The organism is Nocardioides nanhaiensis (assembly GCF_039542785.1).
GTDB classification, from domain to species: Bacteria; Actinomycetota; Actinomycetes; order Propionibacteriales; family Nocardioidaceae; genus Nocardioides; species Nocardioides nanhaiensis.
In genome coordinates, this window is sequence record NZ_BAABIM010000001.1 from 501,205 (window position 1) to 527,982 (window position 26,778).

Annotated in this window: 22 protein-coding genes; 16 read left to right on the forward strand and 6 right to left on the reverse strand. The window is 74.8% G+C overall.

Annotated features, from left to right (window positions below; all coding sequences use genetic code 11):
* The first annotated feature begins 160 nt into the window (after nucleotides 1-160).
* From ssd to ABD948_RS02430, 7 genes are all read left to right on the forward strand, one after another.
* Entirely contained in the window at nucleotides 161-1,243 is a 1,083-nt protein-coding gene (gene ssd, locus ABD948_RS02400; RefSeq protein ID WP_345262450.1) for a septum site-determining protein Ssd, read from the forward strand.
* On the forward strand, nucleotides 1,240-2,412 hold the full coding sequence (locus ABD948_RS02405; RefSeq protein WP_345262451.1) for a TadA family conjugal transfer-associated ATPase: 1,173 nt from the start codon (nucleotides 1,240-1,242) through the stop codon (nucleotides 2,410-2,412). Before ssd ends, ABD948_RS02405 begins: the two co-directional genes overlap by 4 nt.
* Nucleotides 2,413-2,414: 2 nt before the next feature.
* On the forward strand, nucleotides 2,415-3,251 hold the full coding sequence (locus ABD948_RS02410; protein WP_345262452.1) for a type II secretion system F family protein: 837 nt from the start codon (nucleotides 2,415-2,417) through the stop codon (nucleotides 3,249-3,251).
* Nucleotides 3,248-3,988 carry a type II secretion system F family protein gene (locus ABD948_RS02415; RefSeq protein ID WP_345262453.1) on the forward strand — a complete coding sequence of 247 codons (741 nt, stop codon included), beginning with the start codon at nucleotides 3,248-3,250 and terminating at the stop codon, nucleotides 3,986-3,988. The genes ABD948_RS02410 and ABD948_RS02415 overlap by 4 nt, the downstream gene beginning before the upstream one ends.
* Before the next feature lie 155 nt (nucleotides 3,989-4,143).
* Nucleotides 4,144-4,356 carry a DUF4244 domain-containing protein gene (locus ABD948_RS02420; RefSeq protein ID WP_345262454.1) on the forward strand — a complete coding sequence of 71 codons (213 nt, stop codon included), beginning with the start codon at nucleotides 4,144-4,146 and terminating at the stop codon, nucleotides 4,354-4,356.
* A gap of 47 nt (nucleotides 4,357-4,403) precedes the next feature.
* A complete protein-coding gene (locus tag ABD948_RS02425; RefSeq protein ID WP_345262455.1) occupies nucleotides 4,404-4,745 on the forward strand; it encodes a TadE family type IV pilus minor pilin in 342 nt (113 codons plus the stop codon).
* Complete coding sequence (locus tag ABD948_RS02430) at nucleotides 4,742-5,098, forward strand: Rv3654c family TadE-like protein (RefSeq protein WP_345262456.1); 357 nt, start codon at nucleotides 4,742-4,744, stop codon at nucleotides 5,096-5,098. Before ABD948_RS02425 ends, ABD948_RS02430 begins: the two co-directional genes overlap by 4 nt.
* A gap of 15 nt (nucleotides 5,099-5,113) precedes the next feature.
* Here ABD948_RS02430 and ABD948_RS02435 read toward each other — a convergent pair whose 3' ends face one another.
* Complete coding sequence (locus ABD948_RS02435) at nucleotides 5,114-5,422, reverse strand: hypothetical protein (RefSeq protein WP_345262457.1); 309 nt, start codon at nucleotides 5,420-5,422, stop codon at nucleotides 5,114-5,116.
* Nucleotides 5,423-5,431: 9 nt separating this feature from the next.
* The gene (locus ABD948_RS02440; protein ID WP_345262458.1) at nucleotides 5,432-7,783 is read right to left on the reverse strand and encodes a DEAD/DEAH box helicase; all 2,352 of its coding nucleotides are present in this window, start codon (nucleotides 7,781-7,783) and stop codon (nucleotides 5,432-5,434) included.
* Between the two features lie 190 nt (nucleotides 7,784-7,973).
* Between ABD948_RS02440 and ABD948_RS02445 the strand changes: the two genes are divergently transcribed.
* The 3 genes from ABD948_RS02445 (at nucleotide 7,974) to ABD948_RS02455 (ending at nucleotide 12,514) form a co-directional block, all read left to right on the forward strand.
* Nucleotides 7,974-8,303, forward strand: coding sequence for an anti-sigma factor antagonist (locus tag ABD948_RS02445; protein WP_345262459.1), 330 nt, complete (start codon nucleotides 7,974-7,976; stop codon nucleotides 8,301-8,303).
* 234 nt (nucleotides 8,304-8,537) lie between these two features.
* Nucleotides 8,538-10,928, forward strand: a complete 2,391-nt coding sequence (locus ABD948_RS02450) for a sodium-translocating pyrophosphatase (protein ID WP_345262460.1) — start codon at nucleotides 8,538-8,540, stop codon at nucleotides 10,926-10,928.
* Nucleotides 10,929-11,008: 80 nt separating this feature from the next.
* Nucleotides 11,009-12,514, forward strand: coding sequence for a DUF7059 domain-containing protein (locus ABD948_RS02455; protein ID WP_345262461.1), 1,506 nt, complete (start codon nucleotides 11,009-11,011; stop codon nucleotides 12,512-12,514).
* Here ABD948_RS02455 and ABD948_RS02460 read toward each other — a convergent pair.
* Together ABD948_RS02460 and ABD948_RS02465 are read right to left on the reverse strand one after the other, a co-directional pair.
* On the reverse strand, nucleotides 12,486-13,784 hold the full coding sequence (locus tag ABD948_RS02460) for an Ig-like domain repeat protein (RefSeq protein WP_345262462.1): 1,299 nt from the start codon (nucleotides 13,782-13,784) through the stop codon (nucleotides 12,486-12,488). The two genes, ABD948_RS02455 and ABD948_RS02460, sit on opposite strands and share 29 nt — an antisense overlap.
* A gap of 106 nt (nucleotides 13,785-13,890) precedes the next feature.
* Nucleotides 13,891-15,162, reverse strand: coding sequence for a carboxypeptidase regulatory-like domain-containing protein (locus ABD948_RS02465; protein WP_345262463.1), 1,272 nt, complete (start codon nucleotides 15,160-15,162; stop codon nucleotides 13,891-13,893).
* Between the two features lie 192 nt (nucleotides 15,163-15,354).
* Between ABD948_RS02465 and ABD948_RS02470 the strand changes: the two genes are divergently transcribed.
* The 5 genes from ABD948_RS02470 to ABD948_RS02490 all read left to right on the forward strand — a co-directional run bounded on the left by ABD948_RS02470 (nucleotide 15,355) and on the right by ABD948_RS02490 (nucleotide 22,794).
* Nucleotides 15,355-16,353: a DUF2510 domain-containing protein gene (locus tag ABD948_RS02470; protein WP_345262464.1), complete on the forward strand. Its 999-nt coding sequence runs from the start codon at nucleotides 15,355-15,357 to the stop codon at nucleotides 16,351-16,353.
* 159 nt (nucleotides 16,354-16,512) lie between these two features.
* Complete coding sequence (gene topA / locus ABD948_RS02475; protein ID WP_345262465.1) at nucleotides 16,513-19,248, forward strand: type I DNA topoisomerase; 2,736 nt, start codon at nucleotides 16,513-16,515, stop codon at nucleotides 19,246-19,248.
* Between the two features lie 83 nt (nucleotides 19,249-19,331).
* Nucleotides 19,332-19,991 (forward strand): dTMP kinase, encoded by a 660-nt coding sequence (tmk, locus tag ABD948_RS02480; protein ID WP_345262466.1) that lies wholly within the window; start codon nucleotides 19,332-19,334, stop codon nucleotides 19,989-19,991.
* Nucleotides 19,992-20,026: 35 nt separating this feature from the next.
* A complete protein-coding gene (locus ABD948_RS02485; RefSeq protein WP_345262467.1) occupies nucleotides 20,027-21,202 on the forward strand; it encodes a DNA polymerase III subunit delta' in 1,176 nt (391 codons plus the stop codon).
* Nucleotides 21,199-22,794: an alpha/beta hydrolase gene (locus tag ABD948_RS02490; RefSeq protein ID WP_345262468.1), complete on the forward strand. Its 1,596-nt coding sequence runs from the start codon at nucleotides 21,199-21,201 to the stop codon at nucleotides 22,792-22,794. Before ABD948_RS02485 ends, ABD948_RS02490 begins: the two co-directional genes overlap by 4 nt.
* A 37-nt stretch (nucleotides 22,795-22,831) precedes the next feature.
* Here ABD948_RS02490 and ABD948_RS02495 read toward each other — a convergent pair whose 3' ends face one another.
* Nucleotides 22,832-23,530 carry a GAF and ANTAR domain-containing protein gene (locus ABD948_RS02495; protein ID WP_345262469.1) on the reverse strand — a complete coding sequence of 233 codons (699 nt, stop codon included), beginning with the start codon at nucleotides 23,528-23,530 and terminating at the stop codon, nucleotides 22,832-22,834.
* A 99-nt stretch (nucleotides 23,531-23,629) separates the two neighbouring features.
* Nucleotides 23,630-24,514 (reverse strand): sigma-70 family RNA polymerase sigma factor, encoded by an 885-nt coding sequence (locus ABD948_RS02500; RefSeq protein ID WP_345262470.1) that lies wholly within the window; start codon nucleotides 24,512-24,514, stop codon nucleotides 23,630-23,632.
* A 329-nt stretch (nucleotides 24,515-24,843) separates the two neighbouring features.
* On the opposite strand from ABD948_RS02500, the gene ABD948_RS02505 reads away from it, so the two are divergent.
* The gene (locus ABD948_RS02505) at nucleotides 24,844-26,748 is read left to right on the forward strand and encodes a SpoIIE family protein phosphatase (protein ID WP_345262471.1); all 1,905 of its coding nucleotides are present in this window, start codon (nucleotides 24,844-24,846) and stop codon (nucleotides 26,746-26,748) included.
* Nucleotides 26,749-26,778 lie beyond the last annotated feature (30 nt).

Below are 26,778 nucleotides of genomic sequence, written 5' to 3' on the forward strand. Positions count from 1 at the left end.
CTCAGCGTAGGCGCTCGGTCGTCGTGGATCAGCCACGCGCGATCGCCCGGGGTGGCGATCCGGACCGGTGGGCGTCCACAGGCGGGGGTCGGGACACGCTCCTCCACAGGCGGTCGGTCGGCTGCTGTCGGATGTCGTCGCCGCCGCCGAGGCTCGGCGCATGACCTCATCGATCAGCTCGCCCCTCGTCGTCACCGCCGACCCGACCCTGCGCGACCAGCTGCTGCGGCTGTGTGCCGCCGCCGGCGTCACGCCGGAGCTGGCCGACGACGCCGTCGGGTGCCTGCGCTCCTGGATCGCCGCTCCGCTGGTGCTCCTGGGCGCCGACCTCGCGCCCGCGGTGGCCGACCTGCAGCCGGTGCGGCGCGCCGCGGTGCACGTGGTGGCACCCGGTCGTGCCCCCGACGGGCTCTTCCGCGACGCGGTGCGCATCGGTGCCGCGGGCCTGGTGGAGCTGCCCCGCTCCGAGGCGTGGCTGGTCGAGACGCTCACCGACCTCGACGAGCCGCGCCCCGGGGGCCTGGTGCTGGGCGTCACCGGTGGCTCGGGCGGGGCGGGTGCCACCACGTTCGCCTGCGCGCTGGGGCAGGTGGCCGCCGGCGAGGGGGACGCCGTCGTCATCGACTGCGACCCGCTGGGGCCCGGCGTGGACCGGGTGCTCGGCCTGGAGCACCACGAGGGGTTCCGGTGGGACGCGCTGTGCCAGACCACCGGGCGGCTCAGCGCGCGAGCGTTGCGCGAGGCGCTGCCGCGCGCAGGCGGCCTGGGCGTGCTCTCGTGGTACGCCGGTGGGCGCGCCAGCGCGCTGCAGGCCTTCGCTGCACGGGAGGCGCTCTCCGCCTCCCGTCGCGGGCACGCGACCGTGGTGCTCGACCTGCCGCGCGGCGCCGACCCGCTGGTGGAGGAGCTGGCGGCGCGCTGCGACCTGGTGCTCGTGATGGCGGTGCCGAGCGTGGCCGGGGTGGCGGCCGCGGCGCGCACCTGCGCGCGCTTCACCGAGGTGGCGGGCGCCAACCTCGTGCTGCGCGGCACCGGGGTGCCGCCCGAGGAGGTCGCCCGCGCCACCGGGGTGCCGGTGCTGGCCCAGATGCAGGACCAACGGGCACTCGCCGAGAGCATCGATCTCGGTCTGGGGCCGGTGCGTCACCCGCGCGGGCGCCTGGGGCGGGCCGCGGCCCAGGTCCTCGCCGCGGCCCGTGCCGGCCAGGGCGGGAGCGGCGCCGGCCGGGCGCGCGCCGCGTGAGCGTCGACGGCGCCACGGGCGCGGACCCAGGCCTCGGCCATCTGCTCGAGCTGGTGCGTGAGCGGTTGGCCCGCGAGCCCGGCGAGATCACACCGCACCGCGTCGCGACCGCGCTGCGCGAGGCGGGGCGCCCGGTGGGTGACGCGACGGTCCTGGCCGTGCACGAGGCGTTGCGCCACGAGGTGGTGGGGGCCGGCCCGCTCGAGCCGCTGCTGCGGCTGCCCGGCGTCACCGACGTGCTGGTCAACGGGCCCGAGCAGGTGTTCCTCGACCGCGGTCGAGGCCTCGAACCCGCCGGGGTCACCTTCGCCGACGAGTCCGCCGTGCGCCGGCTCGCGCAGCGGCTCGCCGGGTTCGGAGGGCGCCGGCTCGACGACGCCACCCCCTGGGTCGACCTGCGCCTGGCCGGAGGAGCCCGGTTGCACGCCGTGCTCGCGCCGATCGCCCGGCCGGGCACCTCGATCTCGTTGCGGGTGCCGCGCAGTGGCGGCTTCCCGCTCGAGCAGCTGGTCGGGGGCGAGGTGCTGCGTCTGGTGCGGCGCGTCGTCGCCGCCCGGTTGGCCTTCCTCGTCAGCGGGGGCACGGGCTCGGGCAAGACCACGCTGCTCGCCGCCATGCTCGGCGAGGTCGACCCCGCCGAGCGCCTGGTGCTCGTGGAGGACTCCACCGAGCTGCGGCCGGCGCACCCGCACGTGGTGGGTCTCGAGGCGCGTCCGCCCAACCTGGAGGGTGCGGGCGGCGTCGAGGTGCGCACGCTGGTGCGGCAAGCGCTGCGGATGCGACCGGACCGGCTGGTGGTGGGCGAGGTGCGCGGCGCCGAGGTGGTGGAGCTGCTGGCGGCGCTCAACACCGGCCACGAGGGCGGGTGCGGCACGTTGCACGCCAACTCGGCGCTCGACGTGCCCGCACGCGTGGAGGCCCTGGCACTGGCGGCAGGGCTCGACCGGCATGCAGCCCACAGCCAGCTGGCCTCCGCGGTCGAGGTGGTGCTCCATCTTCACCGCGGGCGCGACGGCGACCGTCGACTGGCCGAAGTGGCGTTGCCGACCCGTGACGACGAGGGCTTGGTGCGGATGGAGCCTGCCGTGGTCGTCGGGGCCGACGGGCAGGTGCACACCGGGCCGGCCGCCGCGCGGCTGGGTGAGCTGCTGGCCCGCCGGGCAGCCTGACCGTGCTGCCGCACGTGATCCCGGCCGTGCTCGCCGGCCTGTCGGCCGCCGGGGTGCTGCTGCTCGTGCTGCCGGCCGCGCCGCGGTTCCCGGACCCGGGCGGCGACGTCGGTGACCGTCGGCCTGGGTGGCTCGGCCTCTCCCTCGCTGCCGCGGCGGTCGGACTGGCCCTGCTGCTGCTCGACGGCTCCTCCCTGGTGCTGGTGCTGCTCGGGGCCGGGGTGCTGCTGGCGGCGCGCCGACTGGTGGCGGCCCGACGCCGCTCCGTGCGCGCGGAGGAGGTGTCCGCCCGGGTGCTCGACCTGTGCGAGCAGCTGGCGGCGGAGCTGACAGCCGGTCAGCCCCCGGCAGCGGCGCTCGACCGGGCGGCCGGCGACTGGCCGCTGGTCGCACCGGTGGCCGAGACCTTCCGCGTGGGCGGCGACGTCCCGGGTGCCCTGCGGGGGCTGGCCGGTGGCCCCGGGGCCGGTCAGCTGCGGGTGGTGGCTGCGGCCTGGCAGGTGGCCCACGGCTCGGGCGGCGGCTTGGCCGAGGCCGTCCAACGCGTCGCGTCCGACCTGCGGGCCGACCGGGCCACCGCGCGGGTCGTCGACGGCGAGCTGGCCTCGGCGCGGGCGACGGCGCGTCTGGTGGCGTGCCTGCCGGTGGTGGCGCTGCTGATGGGGTCGGGCGTCGGGGGTGACCCGTGGGCCTTCCTGCTGGGGCACCCGGTCGGCCTGGCCTGCTTGGCGTCGGGGCTGGCGCTCGGCCTGGCCGGGCTCGCGTGGATCGAGGCGCTGGCCCGGGCGGTCACGGCCACGCCCCCGGGTCTGGTCCCCGCCTCGGGGGAGTCGTCGTGAGCGAGGGGCTGCTGGGTCTGCTCGCCGGCGCGGGTGCCGCGGCCGCCCTGCTGCTGGCGTGGCCGGCGCCGGTGCGGTGGCCGCCCGCGGGCAGCCCCGGCGCCGGTGTCGTCGGGCGGGAGGACCGGCCGCTGGGCTGGACGGCCCCGCGCCGTCGCGTGGTCGCCGTGCTGGCCGGGTGCGCGGTACCGGTGCTCGTGCCCGGGCCGCTCGGCCTGGGTCTCGCGGTACCGGCGGCGGTGGTGGCCGCCACGGTGCTGGCGCGGGTGGAACCGGTGGCGGTGCGTCATCGCCGCGAGGCGCTGCGGCACGACCTGCCCCACGTGGTGTCGCTGCTGGCGGCGGCCCTGCGGGCAGGGGCGGCCACCGAGCAGGCGCTGCGCGTGGTGGCGCGCGCCCTGCCCGGCCCGGCGGCGGAGCGGCTGGCGGGCGTCGCGGCACGTCTCGAGCTGGGCGCCGGCCCGGAGGCCGCCTGGGCCGAGGCCGCCGTGCGTGACCCGGCCCTCGCGCCGCTGGCCCGTGGCCTCGCGCGCGCCCATCGCAGCGGTGCCTCGGTGGCCACGGCGGTGGAGCGGCTGGCCGACGAGCTGGCCGCCGAGGCGCGGGCCCAGGTGGAGGACCGGGCGCGGGCGGTCGGCGTCAAGGCCGCGGTGCCGCTGGGTCTCTGCCTGCTGCCCGCCTTCGTGCTCGTGGGCATCGTGCCGCTGGTGGCGGGTCTGATGGTGACGGTGCTGTGACCGTCCGAGGCCGGTTCCGGCCCGCTCCACGTCCACAGGCGCAGGTGGCGTCCGGTCCCCTCCACAGGCGGCGGCGACGCGCGTGCACGGCGGCGCGGCCGGTCGCAGGCTGGCCGTCGACGGTCCGCACCAGGCGGCCGCGGGGAGGAGACACCATGAGGAACCACGACGCACGTACCGCCGTCGTCCGCCGCACGCGACGCGCGGCGGACGACGAGCGAGGCATCACCACCGCCGAGTACGCGGTGGGCACGGCAGCCGGGGCGGGCCTGGCCGGCCTGCTCTACACGCTGCTCACCGGCGGCTTCGGCGACAAGCTGCTCAAGACGCTCTTCGACCACGTGCTCGGCCTGCTGGGCATCGGGTGAGCCGACGCCGCCCGTCGGCCCGGGGAGGCCGAGGCAGCCGGGGTGCCGTGACCGCCGAGCTGGCCATGGGGCTGCCGCTGCTGGTGGCGCTCACGGTCGGCCTGGTCTGGCTGCTCGCCGTCGGCATCGCGCAGATCCGGGTGCTCGACGCTGCGCGCGAGACGGCGCGAGCCGTCGCCCGGGGCGACGACACCGGTGCCGCGGTGGCGGTGGGTCGGCGGGTGGCGCCGGCGGGCGGCGAGGTGGTGGTGAGCATCGAGGGTGAGCAGGCCGTCGCGGTGGCCAGCGGGGAGGTGACCGGCCCGGGCGGGCTGTTCGCCTTCCTGCCGGCGGTCACCGTGCGCGGTGAGGCCGTCGCGGTGATGGAGGAGAACGGAGGAGGGCCGTGAACGGCCGGCCGGAGCGTCCCGAGCGCGGGGCGGCCACGGTGCTGGTGCTGGCCTTCGCCGGGGTGCTGGTGCTGGTGGGGGCCGCGTGCGCCGTCGTCGCGGCGCTGCTGCTGGCGCACCGCACGGCCCAGGCAGCGGCCGACCTGGCGGCGCTGGCGGCGGCGCAGGCCCTGGCCGAGGGCGGGGATGCCTGCGGTCAGGCGGGCTCCGTGGCCAGGCGCCACGGGGCCGAGCTGGTCGACTGCCGGCCCGCGGGCGCCGAGGTGCGGCTCACGGTCGTGGTGGAGGGCCCGCGGTGGCTCGGGCAGACCGGCGACGGTGTCGCCGAGGCACGGGCCGGGCCGCAGCCCTGAGCCGGGCCGGGGTCGTCAGATGCGCGGACCCTCGTCGTCGTGGTCGCGCCGCCGCTCGGCCTCGACGCGCTCCAGCTTCTCGGAGAGCTCGGTCAGCTGGTCGCGCTCGCGGCGCTTGCGCAGGGTGCGGCCGGCGCCCTTGCGGGCGACCACCGCGCCGAGCAGCACGGCCACCCCGGCACCGAGGCCGAGCAGGAAGAAGGTGGTCGCCGAGAGGTCGATCCCGAGGATCTCGAGCCGACCGGCGCTCACCTCAGCGGTGAGGAGCGCGGCGAGCACCACCAGGGCACCGGCGAGGAGGAGGAGCAGACCCAGCAGCAGCATGCGGGGAATCTACTCCGCGCCGGGCCCGGGTGGCGCGTCTTCCAGCAGCACGTCGAGCAGGCGCAGTGCGGCCGCCTTGTCGAGCGGCTCGTTCTGGTTGCCGCACTTGGGCGACTGCACGCACGAGGGGCAGCCGGTGGCACAGGTGCAGGAGGCGATCGTCTCGCGGGTGGCGCGCCACCACTCCTCGGCGGCGCGGTATCCCCGCTCGGCGAAGCCGGCACCGCCCGGGTGGCCGTCGTGCACGAAGACCGTCAGCAGCCCGGTGTCGGGGTGGCGGGCCGTGGAGACGCCGCCGATGTCCCACCGGTCGCAGGTGGCCACCAGCGGCAGCAGCCCGATGGCGCAGTGCTCGGCGGCATGCGCCGCGCCGGGCAGGTCCTCGGTGGCCAGCCCGGCGGCGCTGAGCGCCTCGTCGGGGACCGTCCACCAGACGGCGGTGGTGCGCAGGGTCTGCGCCGGCAGGTCGAGCGGGTGCTCGCCCACCACCTCGCCGCCCGGTTGGCGGCGCACCAGGTAGCCCACCACCTGGGTGCTCACCTCGACCTCCCCCAGGGAGAGTCGGCACGGTCCCCAGGAGCGGTGCTCTCGCTCACCGGCGATCGTGATGTCGGTGACCTCGCGGGCCGAGGTGGTGATGGCCAGGCGGCTGCGACGGAGCACGGCCACGCGCTCCTCGAGGTCGAGCTGCTCGACCAACCACGTCTCGCCGCGGTGGGTGTAGACCGCCCCCTCGTGCGCGGTCGAGTGCACCCGACCGCCGTCGACGGTGCCGATGACCCGGCCGGTGCCCTGCTCCAGCAGCGAGACCGGGGCGCCGAGACCACCGCGGATGTCGGTGAGCGCGGAGGCGGCGCGCCGGTCGGTCCAGAACCACGCGTCGGCGCGTCGTCGCAGCAGACCCGCCTGGGTCAGCTGGCGCACCAGCTCGAGGGCGCCGGGCGCGAAGCTCGCCAGCTCCTCGGGTCGCAGCGGGACCTCCTGCGCCGCGGCGCACAGGTGCGGCCCCAGCACGTAGGGGTTGCCGGGGTCGAACACCGACGCCTCGACGGGCCGGCCGAACAGTGCCTCGGGGTGGTGCACGAGGTAGGTGTCCAGCGGGTCGTCGCGGGCCACCAGCACACCGAGGGCGTCCTGGGCCTCGCGCCCGGCGCGCCCGAGCTGCTGCCACAGTGCGGCCCGGGTGCCGGGGAAGCCCGCCAGCAGGACGGCGTCGAGGCCGCTGACGTCGATCCCGAGCTCGAGGGCGTTCGTGGCCGCCAGGCCCAGCAGCTGCCCCGACCGCAGCTGCTGCTCCAGCTCGCGCCGCTCCTCGGGGAGGTAGCCCCCGCGGTAGGCCGCCACCCGACCGGCCAGCTCGTCGTCGACCTCGGCGACCAGCTCAGCGGCGGTGAGCGCCACGTGCTCGACACCCTGGCGCGAGCGCACGAAGGCGAGGGTGCGCACCTGTGCGGAGACCAGGTCGGCCAGCAGGTCGGCGGTCTCGGAGGAGGCGGCGCGACGGGTGGGGGCGCCGTTCTCACCGGTGAAGCCGGTGAACCCGGGCTGCCACAGCGCCACGCTGAGCCGGCCGCGCGGCGACCCGTCGTCGGTGACGGCGGTGACGGGCAGGCCCGTCAGGCGGGAGGCGGCCGCGGCGGGCTCGGCCGCGGTGGCGGAGGCGAGCACGAAGGTCGGATGGGCGCCGTGCGCGGCGCAGACCCGCCGCAGCCGGCGCAGCACGTGGCCGACGTGGGCGCCGAAGACCCCGCGGTAGTAGTGGCACTCGTCGACCACGACGTACTGCAGCGCCCGCCAGAAGTGGGTCCAGCGCTGGTGCCCGGGCAGCAGCGAGCGGTGCAGCATGTCGGGGTTGGTGAGCACGTACTCGGCGTGGTCGCGGGTCCACTCGCGCTCCTCGCGGCTGCTGTCGCCGTCGTGCGTGGCCGCGCGCACCCCCAGCCCGAGCTCGTGCAGCGCGCCCAGCTGGTCGTGCGCGAGCGCCTTGGTGGGGGCCAGGTAGAGCACGGCGGCGCCGCGGCGGCCCCCGGCACCCCGGGCGGCGTGCAGTGCCGAGAGCGCGGGCAGCTGGTAGGCCAACGACTTGCCGGAGGCGGTGCCGGTGGCCACCACCACGTGCTGACCTGCGTGCGCGGATTCGGCGGCCTGCACCTGGTGGTTCCACGGACGCTCGACACCGCGGGCGCGCCAGGCCGCGACGACCTCGGGCGCCGCCCAGGCGGGCCAGTCGGCGTGCCGGGCCTCCCGGGCCGGCACCTCCTCGAGGTGGGTCAGCCGCTCGGCCCGGCCGGGGGCGGCGGTGAGCAGGTCCAGCAGCGCCTGGCCGCGCGGGGCGGCGACGGCGGAGCGGCTGGAGGTCACCACGTCATCCTCGCAAGCGGCACCGACAGGAGCCGATCCCGCGCGTCTCCCCGGGGGGTCCGGCACGTGGCCAGGTGACGCCTTCGGGTGCGAGCGGTCGGGAGGCGTGATTACATATCCTCGGCCCCGTACTCTGCGACACCTGTGAGAGCTGCGAGCCGGTACCGCACACGCCTGCTTGGGAGAGTCCGTGGACCTGACGCTTGAGACCCGCGACGCCGGGGGACGCACGATCGTCTCCGTCGGTGGGGAGATCGACGTCTACACCGCGCCCAAGCTGCGCGACAAGATCACCGAGCTGGTCGGCGCGGGCGTCTACGACATCGTCGTCGACATGGAGGCCGTGGAGTTCCTGGACTCCACCGGGCTCGGCGTGCTCGTGGGCGGCCTGAAGAAGGTCCGCGCCCACGACGGCTCCCTGCAGCTGATCTGCAACCAGGACCGGCTGCTCAAGATCTTCCGGATCACCGGCCTGGCCAAGGTGTTCGTCATCCACGAGTCGGCCGACGCCCTCGCCTGAGCGGTCCCGCCACCGCTCCCGTCCCTCCCGACCCCGCGCCGCCACGGCGTGGGGCCCGTCGTGCGTCCGCGCGGCGCCGGGGTAGCGACACGACGTGACCTTGGCCACACGGAGTGAGACCTGCGCCACAACCTCTGCGTAGACTCCGGCGCGATCCATGACCTGACGTGCCGACCCTCGGGATCAGCCCGCGGTACCCCGGCTCGACTCGCCCTCGTCTCGCAGGAGGAACACATGACCGGGATCCATCCCGCCGTCGTGGACGTCTCCGGCGGCAACCTCGTCCTCGTGATCGTCGTGGCCCTGATCGCACTCGGTGCGCTCGCCCTGGGCCTGATGTTCCGCCAGGAAGTGCTCGCCGCCGGTGATGGCACCGACAACATGAGGAACATCGCCCAGGCGGTGGAGGAGGGCGCCAACGCCTACCTGCAGCGGCAGTTCCGCACCCTGGCGGTGTTCGCGGCGATCGCATTCTTCGGGCTGCTGCTGCTGCCCGCCGACGAGGTGTCGGTGCGCATCTTCCGCTCGGTGTTCTTCCTCGTCGGCGCGGGCTTCTCCGCCGCGGTCGGCTACCTCGGGATGTCGCTGGCGGTACGCGCCAACGTGCGCGTCGCCGCCGCGGCCAACGAGCAGGGCCGCGACCCGGCCATGCACATCGGCTTCCGCACCGGCGCCACCGTCGGCATGCTCACCGTGGGCCTGGGCCTGCTGGGCGCCAGCCTCGTGGTGATCTTCTTCCAGGACAACGCGCCCGAGGTGCTCGAGGGCTTCGGCTTCGGTGCCGCGCTGCTGGCGATGTTCATGCGCGTCGGTGGCGGCATCTTCACCAAGGCCGCCGACGTCGGGGCCGACCTGGTGGGCAAGGTCGAGAACAACATCCCCGAGGACGACCCGCGCAACGCCGCCACGATCGCCGACAACGTGGGCGACAACGTGGGCGACTGCGCCGGCATGGCCGCGGACCTCTTCGAGTCCTACGCCGTGGTCATCGTGGCCGCGCTGATCCTGGGCTCCCAGGCCTTCGGCGACGCCGGCCTGGTCTTCCCGCTGCTGATCCCCGCCATCGGCGCGCTGAGCGCCGTCGCCGGCGTCTACCTCACCAAGCCGCGCGCCGGTGAGAGCGGCCTGACGACGATCAACCGCGCGTTCTACCTCTCCGCGGCCGCGGGCGCCGTGGCCAGCGTCGTCCTGGCCTTCATCTACCTGCCCGGCGACTGGGCCGACCTCGAGGGGGCCAGCGGCCAGTCCGCGGACCTGAGCCCGGCGCTGTTCGCCTCGGGCGCCGTGGTCATCGGCATCGTGCTGGCGGCCGCCATCCTGGCGCTGACCGGCTACTTCACCGGCACGGAGTTCAAGCCCGTCAAGGACGTCGGTCGCACCTCGCTCACCGGTCCCGCCACCGTGATCCTCTCCGGCCTCGCGGTCGGGTTCGAGTCGGCCGTCTACACCGCCATCGTCATCGGCGCCGCCGTCTACGGCGCGGCGCTGCTGGCCGGTGGCGCCACGACGCTGGCCCTGTTCGGCGTCGCGCTGGCCGGCACCGGTTTGCTCACCACCGTGGGCGTGATCGTGGCCATGGACACCTTCGGCCCCGTCAGCGACAACGCCCAGGGCATCGCGGAGATGTCCGGCGACGTCAGCCCCGAGGGCGCGCAGATCCTCACCGAGCTCGACGCCGTCGGCAACACCACCAAGGCCATCACCAAGGGCATCGCGATCGCCACCGCGGTGCTCGCCGCCAGCGCGCTGTTCGCCTCCTACATCCAGACCGCCGTGGAGGCGGCCGTGGATGCCGGGGTCGACCTGCCGGTCGACATCTTCTTCGTCTTCGACGCCAAGGTGCTCGTCGGTGCCCTGCTCGGTGCCGCGGTGGTCTTCCTGTTCTCCGGCCTGGCGATCAACGCCGTCGGTCGCGCCGCCGGCGCGGTCGTGTTCGAGGTGCGCCGCCAGTTCCGCGAGATCCCCGGGATCATGGAGGGCACCGGTCGGCCCGAGTACGGCAAGGTCGTCGACATCGTCACCAAGGACTCGCTGCGCGAGCTGGCGACGCCCGGCATCCTGGCCATCCTGGCGCCGATCGCCGTCGGCTTCGGACTCGGTGTCGGCCCCCTGGCGGGCTTCCTCGCCGGCGCGATCGCCACCGGCACCCTGATGGCGGTCTTCCTGGCCAACGCGGGCGGCGCCTGGGACAACGCCAAGAAGCTGGTCGAGGACGGCAACCACGGCGGCAAGGGCTCGCCCGCCCACGACGCCACCGTGATCGGTGACACGGTGGGTGACCCGTTCAAGGACACCGCCGGCCCGGCCATCAACCCGCTGCTCAAGGTGATGAACCTGGTGGCGCTGCTGATCGTCGCGGCGGTGGTCAACCTCACCTACGGGGAGGGCGAGAACGACGTCGTACGCATCCTGATCGCGCTCGCGGCCACCGCCGTGATCGTCGCGGCGGTCTACATCTCCAAGCAGCGCTCGGTGGTGATCGGCGACGGCGACCCCGGCACGCCGGCCCCGCCCTCGCCGCCGCCCGCCGCACCCGCGGACCCGGTGACCCACCCGGCCGACCCGGGGGCCACGCAGCCGATGCCGACCACGCCGCCGCCGGCGGGGCCGCCGCCCTCGGCCTGATCCAGCGCGCCGCACCTCTCCACCACCGGCCCGTCGTCCTCCCGGACGGCGGGCCGGTGTCGTGTGCGTAGCCTCTGCCCGTGACCCCTGCACTGGCCGACTCGCTCCGCGACGCCCTGCTGGCGGCGGGCTTCACCTACGACGGCGTGCTGGAGGTGCTCGGACCGCGCGCCCACGAGGCGCTGCTGCGCAACGAGACCACGCCGGCCCGCCTGGCCACCGGTGGCGGCAGCCCGGTGGAGACGCTGGTGCGGCTCTTCCTGCTGCAGGTGGCCGTGCCGGCGGCCGAGGCCGAGCGGGCGCTCCCGGGGCTGGTGGACCGGATGACCACCGCCGGGATGCTCGACCGCAGCGTGGCCGAGGTGGCCGCGCGCCTGGACTGCCGGCCCTACGCCACCGACGACGACGAGCTGTGGGTCGTCTCGGACCTCACGCCCGGTCTGGACGGTGCCCCCGTGCGGGTCGGCGCCGACCACGTGCTGGGCATCAGCTCGGCCTCGACCTCGCTGGCACAGCTGACGCTGCGGGAGCAGGTGGGCTCGGCGCTCGACCTGGGCACCGGCTGCGGCGTCCAGGCCCTGCACCTGGCCCAGCACGCCCGCCGGGTGGTGGCGACCGACGTCAACCAGCGGGCGCTGCAGGTGGCGCGCTTCAACGCCGCGCTCAACGAGATGGCCGACGTGGTGGAGGTGCGCGACGGCTCCTTCTTCGAGCCGGTACGCGGGGAGCGCTTCGACCTGGTGGCCACCAACCCGCCGTTCGTCATCTCGCCGGCCACGCGCGAGCCGCTGGTGTACCGCGACTCCGGGCTGCCCGGGGACCAGGTGGTCGAGCACGTCGTGCGTCACGGGGCCCGCCACCTGGCCGACGGCGGGTGGCTCCAGGTGCTGGCCAACTGGGTCATCGAGCGCGACCGGCCGTGGGACGAGCGGTTGGGTGCCTGGCTCCGTGGCGGCGAGGCCGCCGAGTGCGATGCTCTCGTCGTGCAGCGCGAGGTGCTGGACCCGGCGGCCTACGTGGAGCTGTGGCTCAAGGACGAGGGACGGCACGGCACGCCCGAGTACGCACAGCGTTACGACACCTGGCTGTCGTGGTTCGACGAGCAGGGGATCGAGGCCGTCGGCTTCGGCTGGATCAACCTGCACCGCGTCGGTGCCGCCGACCCCGTGCGGGAGCTGCTGGAGTGGCCCTACGAGGTCGAGCAACCGGTGGCGCCCGCGATCGGCTCGTGGGGCACCTCGGTGCGTGCTGCGCGCGACGTCGACCCCGGCAGCCGGCTCGTGGCCGATGCGCTCGTCCAGGAGGCGACGGGCCCGGTCGGTGCCGCCGACCCCGAGGTGATCGTGGTGCGGCAGCAGCGCGGCCTGCGCCGTGCCTTCCAGGCCGACACGGTGCTGGCGGCCGTCGTCGGTGCCTGCGACGGCGAGCTGACCCTCGGCCAGATCCTCGACGCCGTCGCCCACCTGCTCGACCTCGACCCTGCGCAGACCCGCGACGACCAGCTCCCACGGTTGCGGGAGCTGGTCGCCGAGGGCTACCTGCGGGTGGCGGATCCGCTCAGCGGCGGGGCTTCCGCTTCTTCTTGACGATCGTGAGGACGACGGGCGCCGAGGTCGAGGCCTCGCGGACGGCGTCGCCGGCGAAGGTGGCGACCAGCCGGTGGGGGCCGGGCTTGAGCTTGGGCAGCTCGACGAGCAGCTGGCCGTTGTCGGCGGGTCGCACGCGGTAGCTGCGCAGCGCGCGGCTGCCGTCCATGACCTTCACCAGGCCGCTCGGGGCGGGCTGCCCGCCGCTGAGCACGATCCGCAGCGGCACGCGGGTGCCCTGCGGGGCCTTGCGGGTGCTCAGCACCAGCTGGGTGGTGGAGCTGCGCTTGGCGACCCGGGTGACCGCGTAGCTCAGACCGGGGCCGAAGCCCGCGGTGGTGGCCCGGACGACGACCGCCAGGACCTGGCCGGCGTCGGCGTCCTGCACCTGGTACCCCGACGCGGTGGCGCCGGGGATCTCGGTGGTGCCGCGGTACCACTGGTAGGTGAAGAGCGGGATCCCGAGACCCGACCAGGTGCCGGGGGAGGCGGTGAGAACGCGCCCGATGGCAGGTGTGCCGGAGATGCCGGGCTTGGTGAGAGCACTGATCACATCGCCCAGGAGACCGAGGACCGTGGTGCTCGTGGAGGTGCCGGTGAGATCGCCCTTGGTGCCGGTGGCGCGCACGGCGAGAGCAGTGCCCACGTCGGCGGCCTTCACCACGTAGCTGGGCGCGGCCGCCTGGGGGATGGGGGTGCCGTTGCGCAGCCACTGGTAGGTGGTGGCGACACCCGTCTGGTCCCAGGTGGGCGCGACGGCGGTGAGCACCGAGCCGACCTTGCCCACACCGGTGACGGTGACCGGCGAGGTCGCCTCGGGTGCCTCGGCCACCGGGTCACCGGGACCGGTGCCGCCGGGCAGCGGGATGCCCAGCGCCTCGGTGACCAGGGAGAGGGGGACCAGGCCGAGCAGGGTGCCGGTGACCCGGGCTGCGACCTGGTGCCCCGCGTCGAGGTCGGTGGGCACGTAGCTCCACAGTCCCGCCGTACCGGGGATCGGCACGCCGTCGCGCAACCACACGACGCTGTTGCTCACACCCAGCAGGTTCCACACGGGGGCGGTGACGGCGAGCGGGTCGCCGACGGCGGGCAGGCCGCCGCCCAGCACCGAGAGCAGCGGCAGCTGGAGGGGGATCAGCTGCAGGATGCTCTGCGGTGCCGGGTCGGCGGCTGCGCCGGCCGCGCCCCGCGCGGGAGCGGGGTGCGGGTCGGCGGCGGAGACGCCGGGGGCGCCTCCGAGCAGGAGGGCGGAGGCGGTCGCCGAGACCACCGCGGCACGTGTCCACCTCGAGCGGGGTGAGTGGTGGGTCATCGGGTCCTCCGGGACGTCGTGCGGTGAGTGGTGCTGGTGGGTTCAGGTTCAGCGGCGGGGTGGCTCAGCGGCGGCCGCGGCGCACGGGACGCACCCGGAGCGCGGTGGTGGCCTGGGAGGCGCTGACGTCGTCCCCACCGAGGTAGCGGACGACGAGCCGGTGGGCGCCGACCCGCAACCGCGGCAGCCGGACGCGCGCTCGACCGCGGTCGGCGGTCCGCAGCTGCACGCGGGCCAGGAGGCGCGAGCCGGTGCGCACCTCGACGGTGCCGGTGGCGGGAGCGCCCGTCGTCCGGACGGTGAGGGCCAGCGAGGCGCGCTGGCGGGCCGTGACGACGCGCGGTGCGAGGGCGAGGAGGGTGCGCGAGGCGCGGGGCTCCGTCGTCGGGTCGGTCGGGTCGGTCGGGTCGGTCGGGTCGGTCGGGTCCACGGGGTCGGTCGGGTCGACGGGGTCGGTCGGGTCCACGGGATCGACCGGGTCGACCGGGTCCACGGGGTCGACCGGGTCGACCGGGTCAGTCGGGTCGACGGGGTCGACCGGGTCCACGGGGTCGACCGGGTCGACGGGGTCGACCGGGTCCACGGGGTCCACCGGGTCGGTCGGGGGCAGCGGGTCACCCGGGCTCCCCGGGGCCGAGGCCAGGCGCAGGTCCGGGGCCACGACGTCGGAGATCGGGAGCAGGCGCGTGCCGGCCGCGGGGTCGCTGCCGCCGCCCAGCACCGTGAAGGCGTGGTCACGGGCGCTCGCCCCCACCGTGTAGGTGCCGCCGGGCAGGGCTCCCGGAAGCACGTAGCGGCCCTGGGCGTCGCTGGCCACGCGAGCCCGCTCCGCGTGGTCGTCGAGGTGGCCGTCGCCGTCGTGGTCGAAGAGGCGGATCAGGCTCACGGTGGCCGCGGCGAGCGGCTGGCCGGTGGCTCCGAGCACCCGGCCGGACACCCGGGACAGCGCGGCCGCCCGGAGCGTCAGGGTGCCGAGGTCGACCGGGCTCGTGCCCACGACGACCTCGAGCAGGTCGCTCTCGTGCGCACCGGTCGGGTCCTCGAGGACCAGCTCGAAGCCGCCCGGGGGCAGCGGGAGCGAGAAGGCGCCCCGGGAGTCGGTGACGGTCGCGGCGTCGCTCGGGCCGGCCAGCACGTAGACCTCGACGTCGGGCAGCGCCCCTCCGGAGGCGTCGCGCACCACGCCCGTGACCGCGACCGTGGCGGCGGCACGGGCCGGGGCGGCCAGTCCGGTCGCGGCGAGCGCGGCCAGGACCAGGACGACCGGCAGGAACCCCAGGCGTCGCCACCCGCGGGTGCGCGTCGGCTCGACGGCGCACAGGGGGGTGGGGGTCATGGCGGCCTCGCTCGGTCGGGGGGAGGCTTGGACACTAGGCACGACCGGGAGACCCACGAGGGGCTTCCTCGCAGGTGTGACCGTGTGCCCGCGGGGGGCACGTGGGCGGGCCAGGTCGACCCCACCCGCACGGGCCAGACCCGCCTGGCCGATCGGTCCACCGACCGCTCCGGCGGGGCCTACCCTGAGCCCATGGCGAGCCCCGGCTGGTACCCCGACCCCGGTGGGCAGCCCGGGCTGCTCCGATTCTGGGACGGCGCGACCTGGACCTCGCGCACGATGCCGGCCGCCCCGACCGCACCCCCGCCGGGCGTGCCGACCGGTCCGCCGCCGAACCGACCGCCCGCCGCCGCGCCGTCATCCGCCCCCTCGTCCGCGCCGTCGTTCCCACCGTCGCTCCCACCGCCGTCGCAGCCGCCGGCATCCGGGAGGGGACGCCGGCTCACCCTCGTGCTGCTGGCCGTGCTGCTGGTGGCCGGTGTCGGGGTCGGGGGCTTCTTCGGCGTGCGCGCGCTCACCGGCGACGACGAGCCCGCGGCCGGGGGAGGCGGGACCAGCGAGAGCAGCGAGCCCACCGACGAGCCCACCGACCAGCCGACCGACGAGCCGACCGACGAGCCCACCGAGGAGCCCACCGGGAGCGGCGGGGCCCCCGAGCCGATCCTCGACGCCTGCCAGGGCGCCGCCCCCGTGACGGGCGCGACCCGACCCGGCCAGGCCCTGCGCGGCGGCGGCCTGCGCGTCACGACGCCGCCGGGTTACGAGCCCAGCGCCGCCAACGAGGTCTTCACCTTCGGCGACGGCGTCGCGGCGGTCGGGCAGCAGGTGGAGGAGTTCTGGCTCTCCCTCTACGCGCTCGGCTCGCTGCCCGACATCGGGTACGAGAGCCCGCAGCAGGCCGCGGAGACCGTGGTGGAGTGCATGGTGCGCTCGGAGCTGTTCTACTCCGGCTTCCAGGACCGCACCGACCTGACGTCGGAGCCGGTGAGCCTCGCAGGTGCCGAGGGCTGGCGGATCACCACCGAGATCCGGGTCCAGGACCCCCGGATCACCGTGGAGGGTGACCACGCGACGGTCGTCGTCGCGCCCCGCGAGGACGGCAGCCTCAGCCTGTTCGTGAGCGTGGTGCCGATCGGCGACGACACCCGGATCGCGCAGCAGGAGGCGACGCTCGCCGAGCTGCTGGACTGACACCCGCGGCGCACGGGTGGGCGGGTGGCCGTGCCGCCTCCCGCCGCTCCGGCGCGGACCGATGGCACGGGGTGCTGGCCCCCACGCGCTACCGTGATCGGCGCCGAGCCCCGTCCGGGGCCCGGCACCTGCACGCGTAGCGAATGGAACTCCTCAGCTGTGGCACACAAGTTGGTGATCGTCGAGTCCCCGGCGAAGGCCCGCACGATCGGCGGGTACCTGGGCAAGGACTATGTGGTCGAGTCGTCCATCGGCCACATCCGTGACCTGCCCAACAACGCCGCCGACACCCCGGCCAAGATCAAGGACAAGCCGTGGGGGCGGCTGGCGGTCGACGTCGAGCACGACTTCACGCCCTACTACGTGGTGCCGCGCGACAAGAAGAGCCACATCTCCAAGCTCAAGCAGCTGCTCAAGGACGCCGACGAGCTCTTCCTCGCCACCGACGAGGACCGCGAGGGCGAGGCGATCGCCTGGCACCTGCTCGACGAGCTGAAGCCGAAGAACATCCCGGTCAAGCGGATGGTGTTCCACGAGATCACCAAGCAGGCGATCCTCGACGCCGCCGACAACCCGCGCGAGCTGGCGATGGACCTCGTGGAGGCGCAGGAGACCCGCCGCATCCTGGACCGCCTCTACGGCTACGAGGTCAGCCCCGTGCTGTGGAAGAAGGTCATGTCGGGCCTCTCGGCCGGGCGCGTGCAGTCGGTGGCGACCCGGCTCGTCGTCGACCGCGAGCGCGAGCGGATCAAGTTCCGCATCGCCTCCTACTGGGACCTCGAGGGCACCTTCGACGCCGGTGCCAAGCACGACGCGCGGATGTTCCCGGCACGGCTGTACTCGCTGGACGCCAAGCGGGTCGCCTCCGGCTCCAACTTCGGCCCCGACGGGCAGCTCAAGCCCGGCGCCGACGTCGTGCACCTGGACCGCACCCGCGCCGAGGCGCTCGTCGGGGCGCTCGACGACACCTCCTTCGAGGTGCGCTCGGTGGAGTCCAAGCCCTACAAGCGCTCGCCCTATGCGCCCTTCCGCACCACCACGCTGCAGCAGGAGGCCGGCCGCAAGCTCGGCATGACGGCGTCGGTGGCGATGTCGGTGGCGCAGCGGCTGTACGAGAACGGCTTCATCACCTACATGCGCACCGACTCCACCACGCTCTCCGCGGGTGCGGTGGAGGCGGCGCGCTCGCAGGTGCGCGAGCTGTACGGCAGCGAGTACCTGCCCGACAGCCCCCGCGTGTACGCCTCGAAGGTCAAGAACGCCCAGGAGGCGCACGAGGCGATCCGCCCGGCCGGCGAGAGCTTCCGCACGCCGGCGCAGACGGGTCTGCGCGGCGACCAGTTCCGCCTCTACGAGCTGATCTGGATGCGCACCGTGGCCTCGCAGATGCGCGACGCCACCGGCCAGTCGGTCTCGGTGCGCCTCGGCGGCGCCGCCTCCACCGGCGAGGACGTCGTGTTCTCGGCGTCAGGTCGCGTGATCACCTTCCACGGGTTCCTCAAGGCCTACGTGGAGGGCACCGACGACGGTGGTGCCAAGGACGACGCCGAGACGCGGCTGCCCGCGCTGGAGCAGGGCGACGCCGTCTCGGCAGCCTCGCTCTCGGCCAACGGCCACGAGACCAAGCCGCCGGCGCGGTACACCGAGGCCACGCTGATCAAGGAGCTGGAGGAGCGCGAGATCGGGCGTCCCTCCACCTACGCCTCGATCATCGGCACCATCCTGGCCCGCGGCTACGTCTACAAGAAGGGCACCGCGCTGGTGCCCGCCTGGCTGGCGTTCTCGGTGATCCGGCTGCTGGAGGAGCACTTCCCCCGGCACGTCTCCTACGAGTTCACCGCCGAGATGGAGGACGTCCTCGACGAGATCGCCTCCGGTCGCAAGGACCGGGTCAGCGAGCTCGGCGAGTTCTACTACGGCTCCGACGACGTCGTCGGCCTCAAGCGGCTCGTCGACGAGCTGGGCGACATCGACGCCCGCGAGCTGGCCACGTTCCCCGTCGGTGGTCCCGACTCCGGCATCAACCTGCGCGTGGGGCGCTACGGGCCCTACCTGGAGGGCCCCGACGACGAGGGCAACCCCGTCGGCAAGCGCGCCAACGTCCCCGACGACCTGCCGCCCGACGAGCTGACGCTCGAGAAGGCCACCGAGCTGTTCGCCAACCCCGCCGGCGAGGAGATCGAGCTCGGCGCCCACCCCGAGACCGGGCTGGCCGTCGTCGCCAAGAACGGCCGGTTCGGCCCGTACGTGACCGAGGCCCTGCCGGAGGACGCCCCCAAGAGCGCCAAGCCGCGCACGGGCTCGCTGTTCAAGTCCATGTCGCTCGACACCGTGACCCTCGAGGACGCCGTCAAGCTGCTCTCGCTGCCGCGCGTGGTGGGGGTGGACCCCGAGGACCCCGACGGCACCGAGATCACCGCCCAGAACGGCCGCTACGGCCCGTACCTGAAGAAGGGCACCGACTCCCGCTCGCTCACCACCGAGGACCAGCTCTTCACGATCACCCTCGACGAGGCGCTGAAGATCTACGCCCAGCCCAAGCAGCGCGGGCGCGCCGCGGCGGCCCCGCCGCTCAAGGAGCTCGGCAACGACCCCGTCTCGGGCCAGCCCGTGGTGGTGAAGTCGGGTCGCTTCGGCGAGTACGTCACCGACGGCGAGTACAACGCCACCCTCCGCAAGGAGGACTCGGTGGAGACGATCACCATCGAGCGCGCCGCCGAGCTGCTGGCCGACCGGCGCGAGCGCGGCCCCGCCAAGAAGGCGGCCAAGAAGGGCGCGGCCAAGAAGGCGCCGGCCAAGAAGACGGCGGCGAAGAAGACCGCAGCCAAGAAGACCGCGGCCAAGAAGACGACGGCCAAGAAGACGACGAAGAAGGCTGCTGCCAAGAAGTCCTGACGGTGAGGGTCGCGGAGACCTGCGCCACCCACGCACGTTCGCCGTGGTCATCCGCCGACACCCCGACCCGCTAGCCTCCGACCGTGCCTCCCTCCGCGCCCGCTCCCGGGCAGCCCACCGGCGTCTTCGTGTGCTTCGAGGGCGGGGAGGGGGCGGGCAAGTCCACCCAGTCGCGGCTGCTGCGCGAGGCGCTGGAGGCCCAGGGACGCGAGGTGGTGCTCACCTTCGAGCCCGGTGACACCCCGGTCGGCGCGCAGCTGCGGCGCATCGTGCTCAGCCCCGAGACCGGCGACCTGAGCCCCCGCACCGAGGCGCTGATCTACGCCGCCGACAAGGCCGAGCACGTGCACGCGCTGGTGCAGCCGGCGCTGGCGCGCGGGGCGGTGGTGGTGACCGACCGCTACGTCGACTCCACGCTGGCCTACCAGGGGGCAGGACGCGCCGTCACGGACGCCGACCTGGCCGAGGTCGAGCGGGTCGCGCGGTGGGCGACGCAGGACCTGCGCCCCCACCTGACCGTCGTGCTGGACCTCGACCCGGCCGCCGGGCTGGCGCGCTTCGAGGGCCGCGACCGGATCGAGGCCGAGGGGCCGCAGTTCCACGAGCGCGTGCGCGCCGCGTTCCTCCGCATGGCGGCCGCCGACCCCGAGCGCTACCTCGTCCTCGACGCCCGCGCGCCCGTGGACGAGATCGCCGCGGCCGTCACGGACCGGCTGGCCCCCCTGCTCGCACCGCAGGCCTGACCGACGTCGTCGGTGCCCTCCTCTACCCTGGCCCCGTGACCGTCTGGGACAGCCTCGTGGGCCAGGAGCGCGCCGTCGCCGCGCTGCGCTCCGCCGCGGCCGGTCACGGGATGAGCCACGCCTGGCTGTTCAGCGGCCCGCCGGGCTCGGGCCGCTCCAACGCCGCCGTCGCGTTCGCCGCCGCCCTGCAGTGCGAGGCGGGCGAGACGGGCCATCCGGGAGCCGAGGCGGGCTGCGGGCACTGCCTGGCCTGCCGCACCTCGCTGGCCGGCACCCACGCCGACGTCACGCTCGTGCGCACCGAGAAGCTCTCCATCGGCGTCGACGAGGTGCGCGAGCTGGTGCGCCGCAGCGCGCTCAGCCCGGTCGGCAGCCGCTGGCAGGTCCTGGTGGTCGAGGACGCCGACCGGCTCACCGACCAGGCGTGCAACGCGCTGCTCAAGGCCATCGAGGAGCCGGGCGCCCGCACGGTGTGGATGCTGTGCACCCCCACCGTCGAGGACGTGCTGCCCACCATCCGCTCGCGGTGCCGCCAGGTGGTGCTGGCCACGCCCTCGCCCGAGGCCGTGGCCGCCTTCCTGGTGGCCACCGACGGCGTCGGCGAGGCGCTGGCCGCCTACGCCGCGCGCGCCAGCCAGGGCCACATCGGCCGGGCCCGCGCGCTGGCCCGCGACGAGGCCACCCGCAACCGGCGCCGCGAGATCGTCGGCTACCCGGCCGGGCTCACCTCCCTGGGGGCCTGCATGCGCGCGGCCACCAACCTCGCCGAGGCCGCCAAGGAGGAGGCCGACGCGATCACCGCCGAGCTCGACGCGCGCGAGAAGACCGACCTCGACTCCGCCTACGGCGTCGAGGCCCGCGGACGCCGTCCCCGCGAGTACGGGCCCGCGCTCGCGGCGCTCGAGAAGGCGCAGAAGACCCGTGCCAAGCGCCGGGTGCTCGACGTCGTCGACCGCGGCCTGATGGACCTCTCCTCGGTCTACCGCGACGCCGTGGCGCTGCACCTCGGGGCGCCGGGCGCGCTGGTCAACGAGGAGATCCGCGGTGACGTCGTCGAGCTGGCGCGCCACACCTCCCCGGAGCTGAACCTGCGCCGGATCGGGTGGATCTTCGAGGCGCGCGAGCAGATGCTGGAGTTCAACGTGCCGGTGGCCCTGGCCCTGGAATCGATGATGGTGGCGCTGAAGGCGCCGCAGGGGAGCAGCCGATGACGCGCACGACCCGGGTGATCGTGCTGGTGCTGGTGGCCGTGCTGGTGCTGGGCAGCGTCGGCGCGGGGGTGTTCGCGCTCATCGACGGGGGCGCAGGCTCCCAGGGCGAGCGCGAGACCGACACCGACGCCGACGAGGACCGCGAGCCGGCACCGCCGCTGCCCGAGGAGGACGGCGCCCGCCAGCCGCCGCAGGCCGCGCTGGCGCCCTTCTACGAGCAGACGATCGCCTGGGAGCCCTGCGGCAGCCTGGACTGCGCGACGCTGACGGTGCCGGTCGACTACGCCGACCCGCAGGGGCAGACCTTCGAGCTCGCGCTCAACCGCCGAGCCGCCGAGGACCCGCAGAACCGGCTGGGCGCCCTCGCCGTCAACCCCGGTGGTCCGGGCGCCCCGGGCACCACCTACGTGGAGCAGGCCTCGCTCGCCTTCCGCGCGCCGCTGCTGGGGCGCTACGACCTGGTGGGCTTCGACCCCCGCGGCACCGGCGCCTCCGACCCGGTCGACTGCCTGCCCGACGAGGGCCTGGACGCCCTGCGCGCGCTGGACCCCGATCCCGACACCGAGGACGAGGTCAGCTTCTACGCCGACTCCTACGAGCAGTTCTTCGCCGGGTGCGTGCAGAGCTCCGACGAGCTCGTCGGTCACGTCACCACCGTCGAGACCGCGCGCGACCTCGACGTGCTCCGCGCGGCGTTGGGCCAGAACGAGCTGGACTACTTCGGGGCCTCCTACGGCACCAAGCTCGGCGCCACCTACGCCGAGCTGTTCCCCGCCCAGGTCGGCCGCTTCGTGCTCGACGGCGCCGTCGACGTCACCCTGGGGTCGCGTGAGCTCAGCCTGGCCCAGGCCGGGGGCTTCGAGACGGCGCTGCGGGCCTACGTGCAGGACTGCCTCGACACCCAGGGTCCCGACTGCTTCCTCGGCAGCACCCTCGAGGTGGGGCTGGCCACGATCGCGGGGGTGGTCGAGGACGCCGACGCACAGCCGCTGCCCACCAACAGCGAGGGCCGGGAGCTGAGCGCGGGGCTGGCCTTCTACGGGATCATCACCCCGCTCTACAACCGCGACTACTGGGAGCTGCTCACCCAGGGACTGCAGATGGCGTTGGACGGCGACGGCACGATGCTGCTGTTCCTCTCCGACGCCTATGCCTCGCGCGAGCCGAGCGGCTACGCCGACAACAGCGCCGAGGCGATCCTGGCCATCAACTGCCTCGACGACCCCTACAGCATCCCGCCCGAGCAGGTGCCCGGTCAGTACGCGGCCTTCGAGGAGGCCTCGCCGACGTTCGGCCGGATCTTCGCGTGGGGCCTGGTGGGCTGCCGCGGCATCCAGGTGCAGGCCAGCGAGCCGCCGCCCACGATCCGCGCGCGCGGTGCCGCGCCGATCCTGGTCACCGGCACCACCCGCGATCCCGCGACCCCGTACGCGTGGGCGGTCGCGCTGGCCGACCAGCTGGAGTCCGGGGTGCTGCTGAGCCGCGACGGCGACGGTCACACGGCCTACAACCAGGGCAACGGCTGCGCCGACGCCGCCATCGAGGCCTACCTGCTCGAGGGGTACGTGCCGACGCGCGACGTGGAGTGCTGAGCAGCCGGGGCGGTGCCCGGCGCGAGTCCGGAGGGACTCAGCCGACGTCGACGACCTCCTCGGGCAGCCCCCGGTCGCGCAGCACCTGCTCGGCGACGTCGCGCAGCTTGAGGTTGCGGTCGTTGGAGTGGCGCTGCAGCACCTGGAAGGCCCGCTCGTAGGTGATGTCGAAGCGCACCGCCAGCACGCCCTGCGCGATGCCGATGGTGTGCCGGGAGTCCAGGGCGTTGCGCAGCCCTGCGACCAGCTGGGAGTTGCTGAGCGCCGCCGCGGCGTGGCTGGCGAAGATCATCGCCACGTCGACGTCGTCGTCGAACGCGCACGGCGTGTCGCTGTAGAAGTTCAGGGCGCCGATGGTGACCTCGGCTGAGCTGAGCCGGATGGAGAGGGAGGAGCGGATGCCGAGGCCGGCAGCGCGCGCCGCCCAGCCGGGCCAGCGCTCGTCGGTGCGCAGGTCGCGCACCACGAAGTTCTGCTGCTCGAAGGCGGCGTCCAGGCAGGGCCCGTCCTGCAGGGTCTCCTGCAGCTCGTCGGCCTCCTTGGCCACCGCGTCGGAGGCGGCGACGGACTCGGCGCGGCCGCGACGGCGACGCAGGTGCAGGCCCGCGTGGTCGCAGCCGGGGACCATGGCCACGGCGCGGTCCACGACGCGCTGGAAGGTCACCGGGGTGTCGCTGCTGGCGATCTCCTCGCTGAACTCCGCCAGCGTGGCGGCCAGCCGGACGTCGTCGTTCACTCGGTGTCCCACCTCCCACGCACCTGGCGCACCCGCGCCGCACCGACGATGCCGGTGCGGCACGAACCTAGCCGACTCGGGCCAGGGAGGGAACGTGGATCAGCGGCGCGAGCGCGTGCTGCGGGAGGAGGGGCCCTCCTCGGCGTCGGGGTCGAGCTCGTCGCGCATGTCGTCGAGGATGCGGGCCAGCAGGCGCGAGACCTGCATCTGGGTGACGCCGAGGTCCTCGCCGATCTCGGCCTGGGTGAGGTCCTCGACGAAGCGCAGCTGCAGGATGCGGCGGTCGCGCTCGGAGAGGCGACGCACGACGGGGGAGAGCATGACCCGGGCCTCGCTGGCCTGGGCGTCGTGGTCGTCCTCGGGGATGAAGTCGCCCAGCGTGGTGGTGGAGTCGCCGGCGGCGGGCTGCTCGAGCGAGGTGGGCGCGAAGCAGCCGAAGGCCTCGACAGCCTCCTGGTAGTCGGCGTCCGAGATGCCCATGGAGGTCTTGATCTCGGTGTTGGAGGGCTCGTGGCCGAGGTTCTGCTCGAGCTCCTCGATCTTCTTGTTGACCCGCCACTGCAGCTCCTGCACGCGGCGCGGGGGCCGCACGGTCCACGAGTGGTCGCGGAAGTGGCGCAGGAGCTCGCCGCGGATGGTGGGCACCGCGAAGGTGAGCAGGTCGTTGGCGGTGCTGGGGTCGAAGCGGTGCACCGCCTTGGTGAGGCCCTCGTAGGCCACCTGGACCAGGTCCTCGCGGGCGACGCCGCGACCCTGGTAGCGCGAGGCGACCGCCTCGGCGACACCGCGGTTGAGCAGGATGACCTGCTCGACGATCTGGTCGCGCTCGGTGGGGGTCGCGTCGGTGAGCCGGGCCACGAGGGCCGCGGTGCGCTCCGAGCGCTCGGCGCGCGTGACTCCGCGGTCGCCGTCGGGGCGCCCCGCGCGGACGCGGGGCTGAGACGTCTCCTCGGCGGAGGAGGGACTGGGGGTGGGCTCGGACATGAAGGACGTCACCTACGTTCACTCGCAGAGTCGTCCTCGCCGTGGGCTCCAGCAAGGCTTTGATCGTGCACGTTCTTTCTCGACTGTACGGGAGGTGTCAACCGACGCCTCCTCGGGTACCGGCCTCGCGTCGGCGGTCGTCACTACCCGGGCTCACGCAGCCCGGCCGGACGGCTGTGGCGTTCCGCGGGACCACCGCCGACGCCAAGCCACCCTGGGCGACCGCCCCTGCGCCGACGGTCCTCGGGTTTTCACGGTGCGTGACCCCCCGCGGGACCACGCTCGCTCCCACCTATGCCGACGAGAGGCACCCCCATGGCTGGCCGCAGATGAGCGGCGCCGCCCCCGACGCCGATGCCGTCCTGGCGGCGTTCGAGCACGTCCCCATGATGGTCGCCGTGTGCGAGGGGGACCCCCTCGTGGTGAGCGCCCACAACGCCCTGGCGCGCGGTGCGTTCGGGGATCGCACCGGCCTGCCGCTGCGCGACGCCCTGGCCGACGTCGCCTCCTCCGGCATCGTCGAGCACATGGAGCGGGTGCGCGACTCGGGCACGCCGTTCACGGCCTCCTCCTGGCCGTTCGTCCTCCCGGGAGCCGACGGCGTCGCGGTGGAGCTGTACGCCGACGTGGTCATCTACCCCTACTTCGCCGACGACGGCACGGTGCGCGGTGTCGCCGCCCTGGCCGTGGACGCCTCGGCCACCCCGGCGAGCCAGGCGGCTGCCGCCCGCGCGGTGGAGGCGAGCCCCGAGCCGCGTCCGCGTGCCGCTCAGCAGGGCCCGCGCGACCTCGTGGCGGCGCTGCAGGACGCCATGCTTCCCCCTGGTCTCCCGGTGGTGCCGCAGCTGCAGATGGCGGCGCGGTGCCTGCTGCCCGCCGGCGAGGCCGGTGGTGACTGGTACGACGTCATCCCGCTCGACGACGGCCGCGTGGTGCTCTGCGTCGGCGACGTCGTGGGTCACGGGGTGGCGGCGACCGTCGTGATGGGCGAGCTGCGGGCACTGTTCGAGGAGCGGGTGCGCGAGGACGGCGACGTCGTCGCAGCTCTCGAGCTCCTCTGCCGACGCGCGCAGCGCTCGCTGCCGGCCCGCGGTGCCACCGTGTGCGCCGCCGTCGTGGAGCCCGCGAAGGGCGCCGTGCGCTACGTCACCGCCGGTCACCCGCCGCCGCTCGTGATCGACGCTCATGGTCGTGCGCGCTTCCTGGCTCCCTCCGGCGGAGGGGCGCTCGGCGTCGGGCACCGATTCCAGGCGGCCGACCACCGTCTCGCCGAGGGCGAGATGCTGCTGCTCTACACCGACGGCCTGGTGGAGCGGGTGCACCGCTCGGCCCCGGGCAGCACGCTCGACCTGGGCCACCGGGTCGCCGACGCCTGGCAGCGCGCGATGGACGGTGCGCCCACCTCGGCGCTGGTCGAGCGCGTGGCCACCGGACTGCTCGACGGGCCCGCCGGTCGCGAGCAGACCGACGACGTCGTCGTGCTGCTGGTGCAGCGCACCTCGCCGGCGGTGCCGCTGGAGCTGGACCTGCCGGCCGAGCCGGAGGCGCTGGAGGTGGTCCGCGACGCCCTGGGCACCTGGCTGGCCCCGCTCGGGATCAGCCGCATCGACCACACCGTCCTGCAGCACAGCGTCGGCGAGCTCGTGGCCAACGTGGTGGAGCACGCCTACGCCGGGCTGCCGCCGGAGCGCCGCGGTGACGTCGTGGTGCGGGCCAGCCACCTGCGCCAGGGCGTGCTGGAGGTGTCGGTCTCCGACCGCGGCACCTGGCGTCCCCCCGTCTCGGGGTCCGGGCGCGGGCGGGGGCTGGCGATGGTGCGCGGCTTCTGCGACGAGCTCGAGGTGGCCCACGGGCCCGCCGGCACCGAGGTGTGCCTGCGGCACCAGCCGCACGGCTCGGCCGAGCTGCTGCTCGGCGAGGCGAGCGGTGGCGCGGCGCGCACCGACCCGCTGCACCTCGACGACTCCGACGGCGAGCTCGCCGTGGGCGGTGTCGTGGACACCTCGGGTGCGGACCTGCTGCGCCACCGGTTGGCCAAGCGGAGCGCCGGCGGCCTGCACCCGCTGCTCGTCGACCTGAGCGCCGTCAGCCTGCTGGCCAGCGCCGGCGTCCAGGCGCTGGTGGACGCGCTGCAGGTCGACCAGGGGCTGCGGCTGCTGGCGCCCCTCGGCTCGCCGGCCCAGCGGGTGCTCGACCTCGTCGAGCTGCCCTACCAGGTGCGTCGCGAGGGCTGAGGCCGCACGGTCGGGCCCCGCGTCGACCCT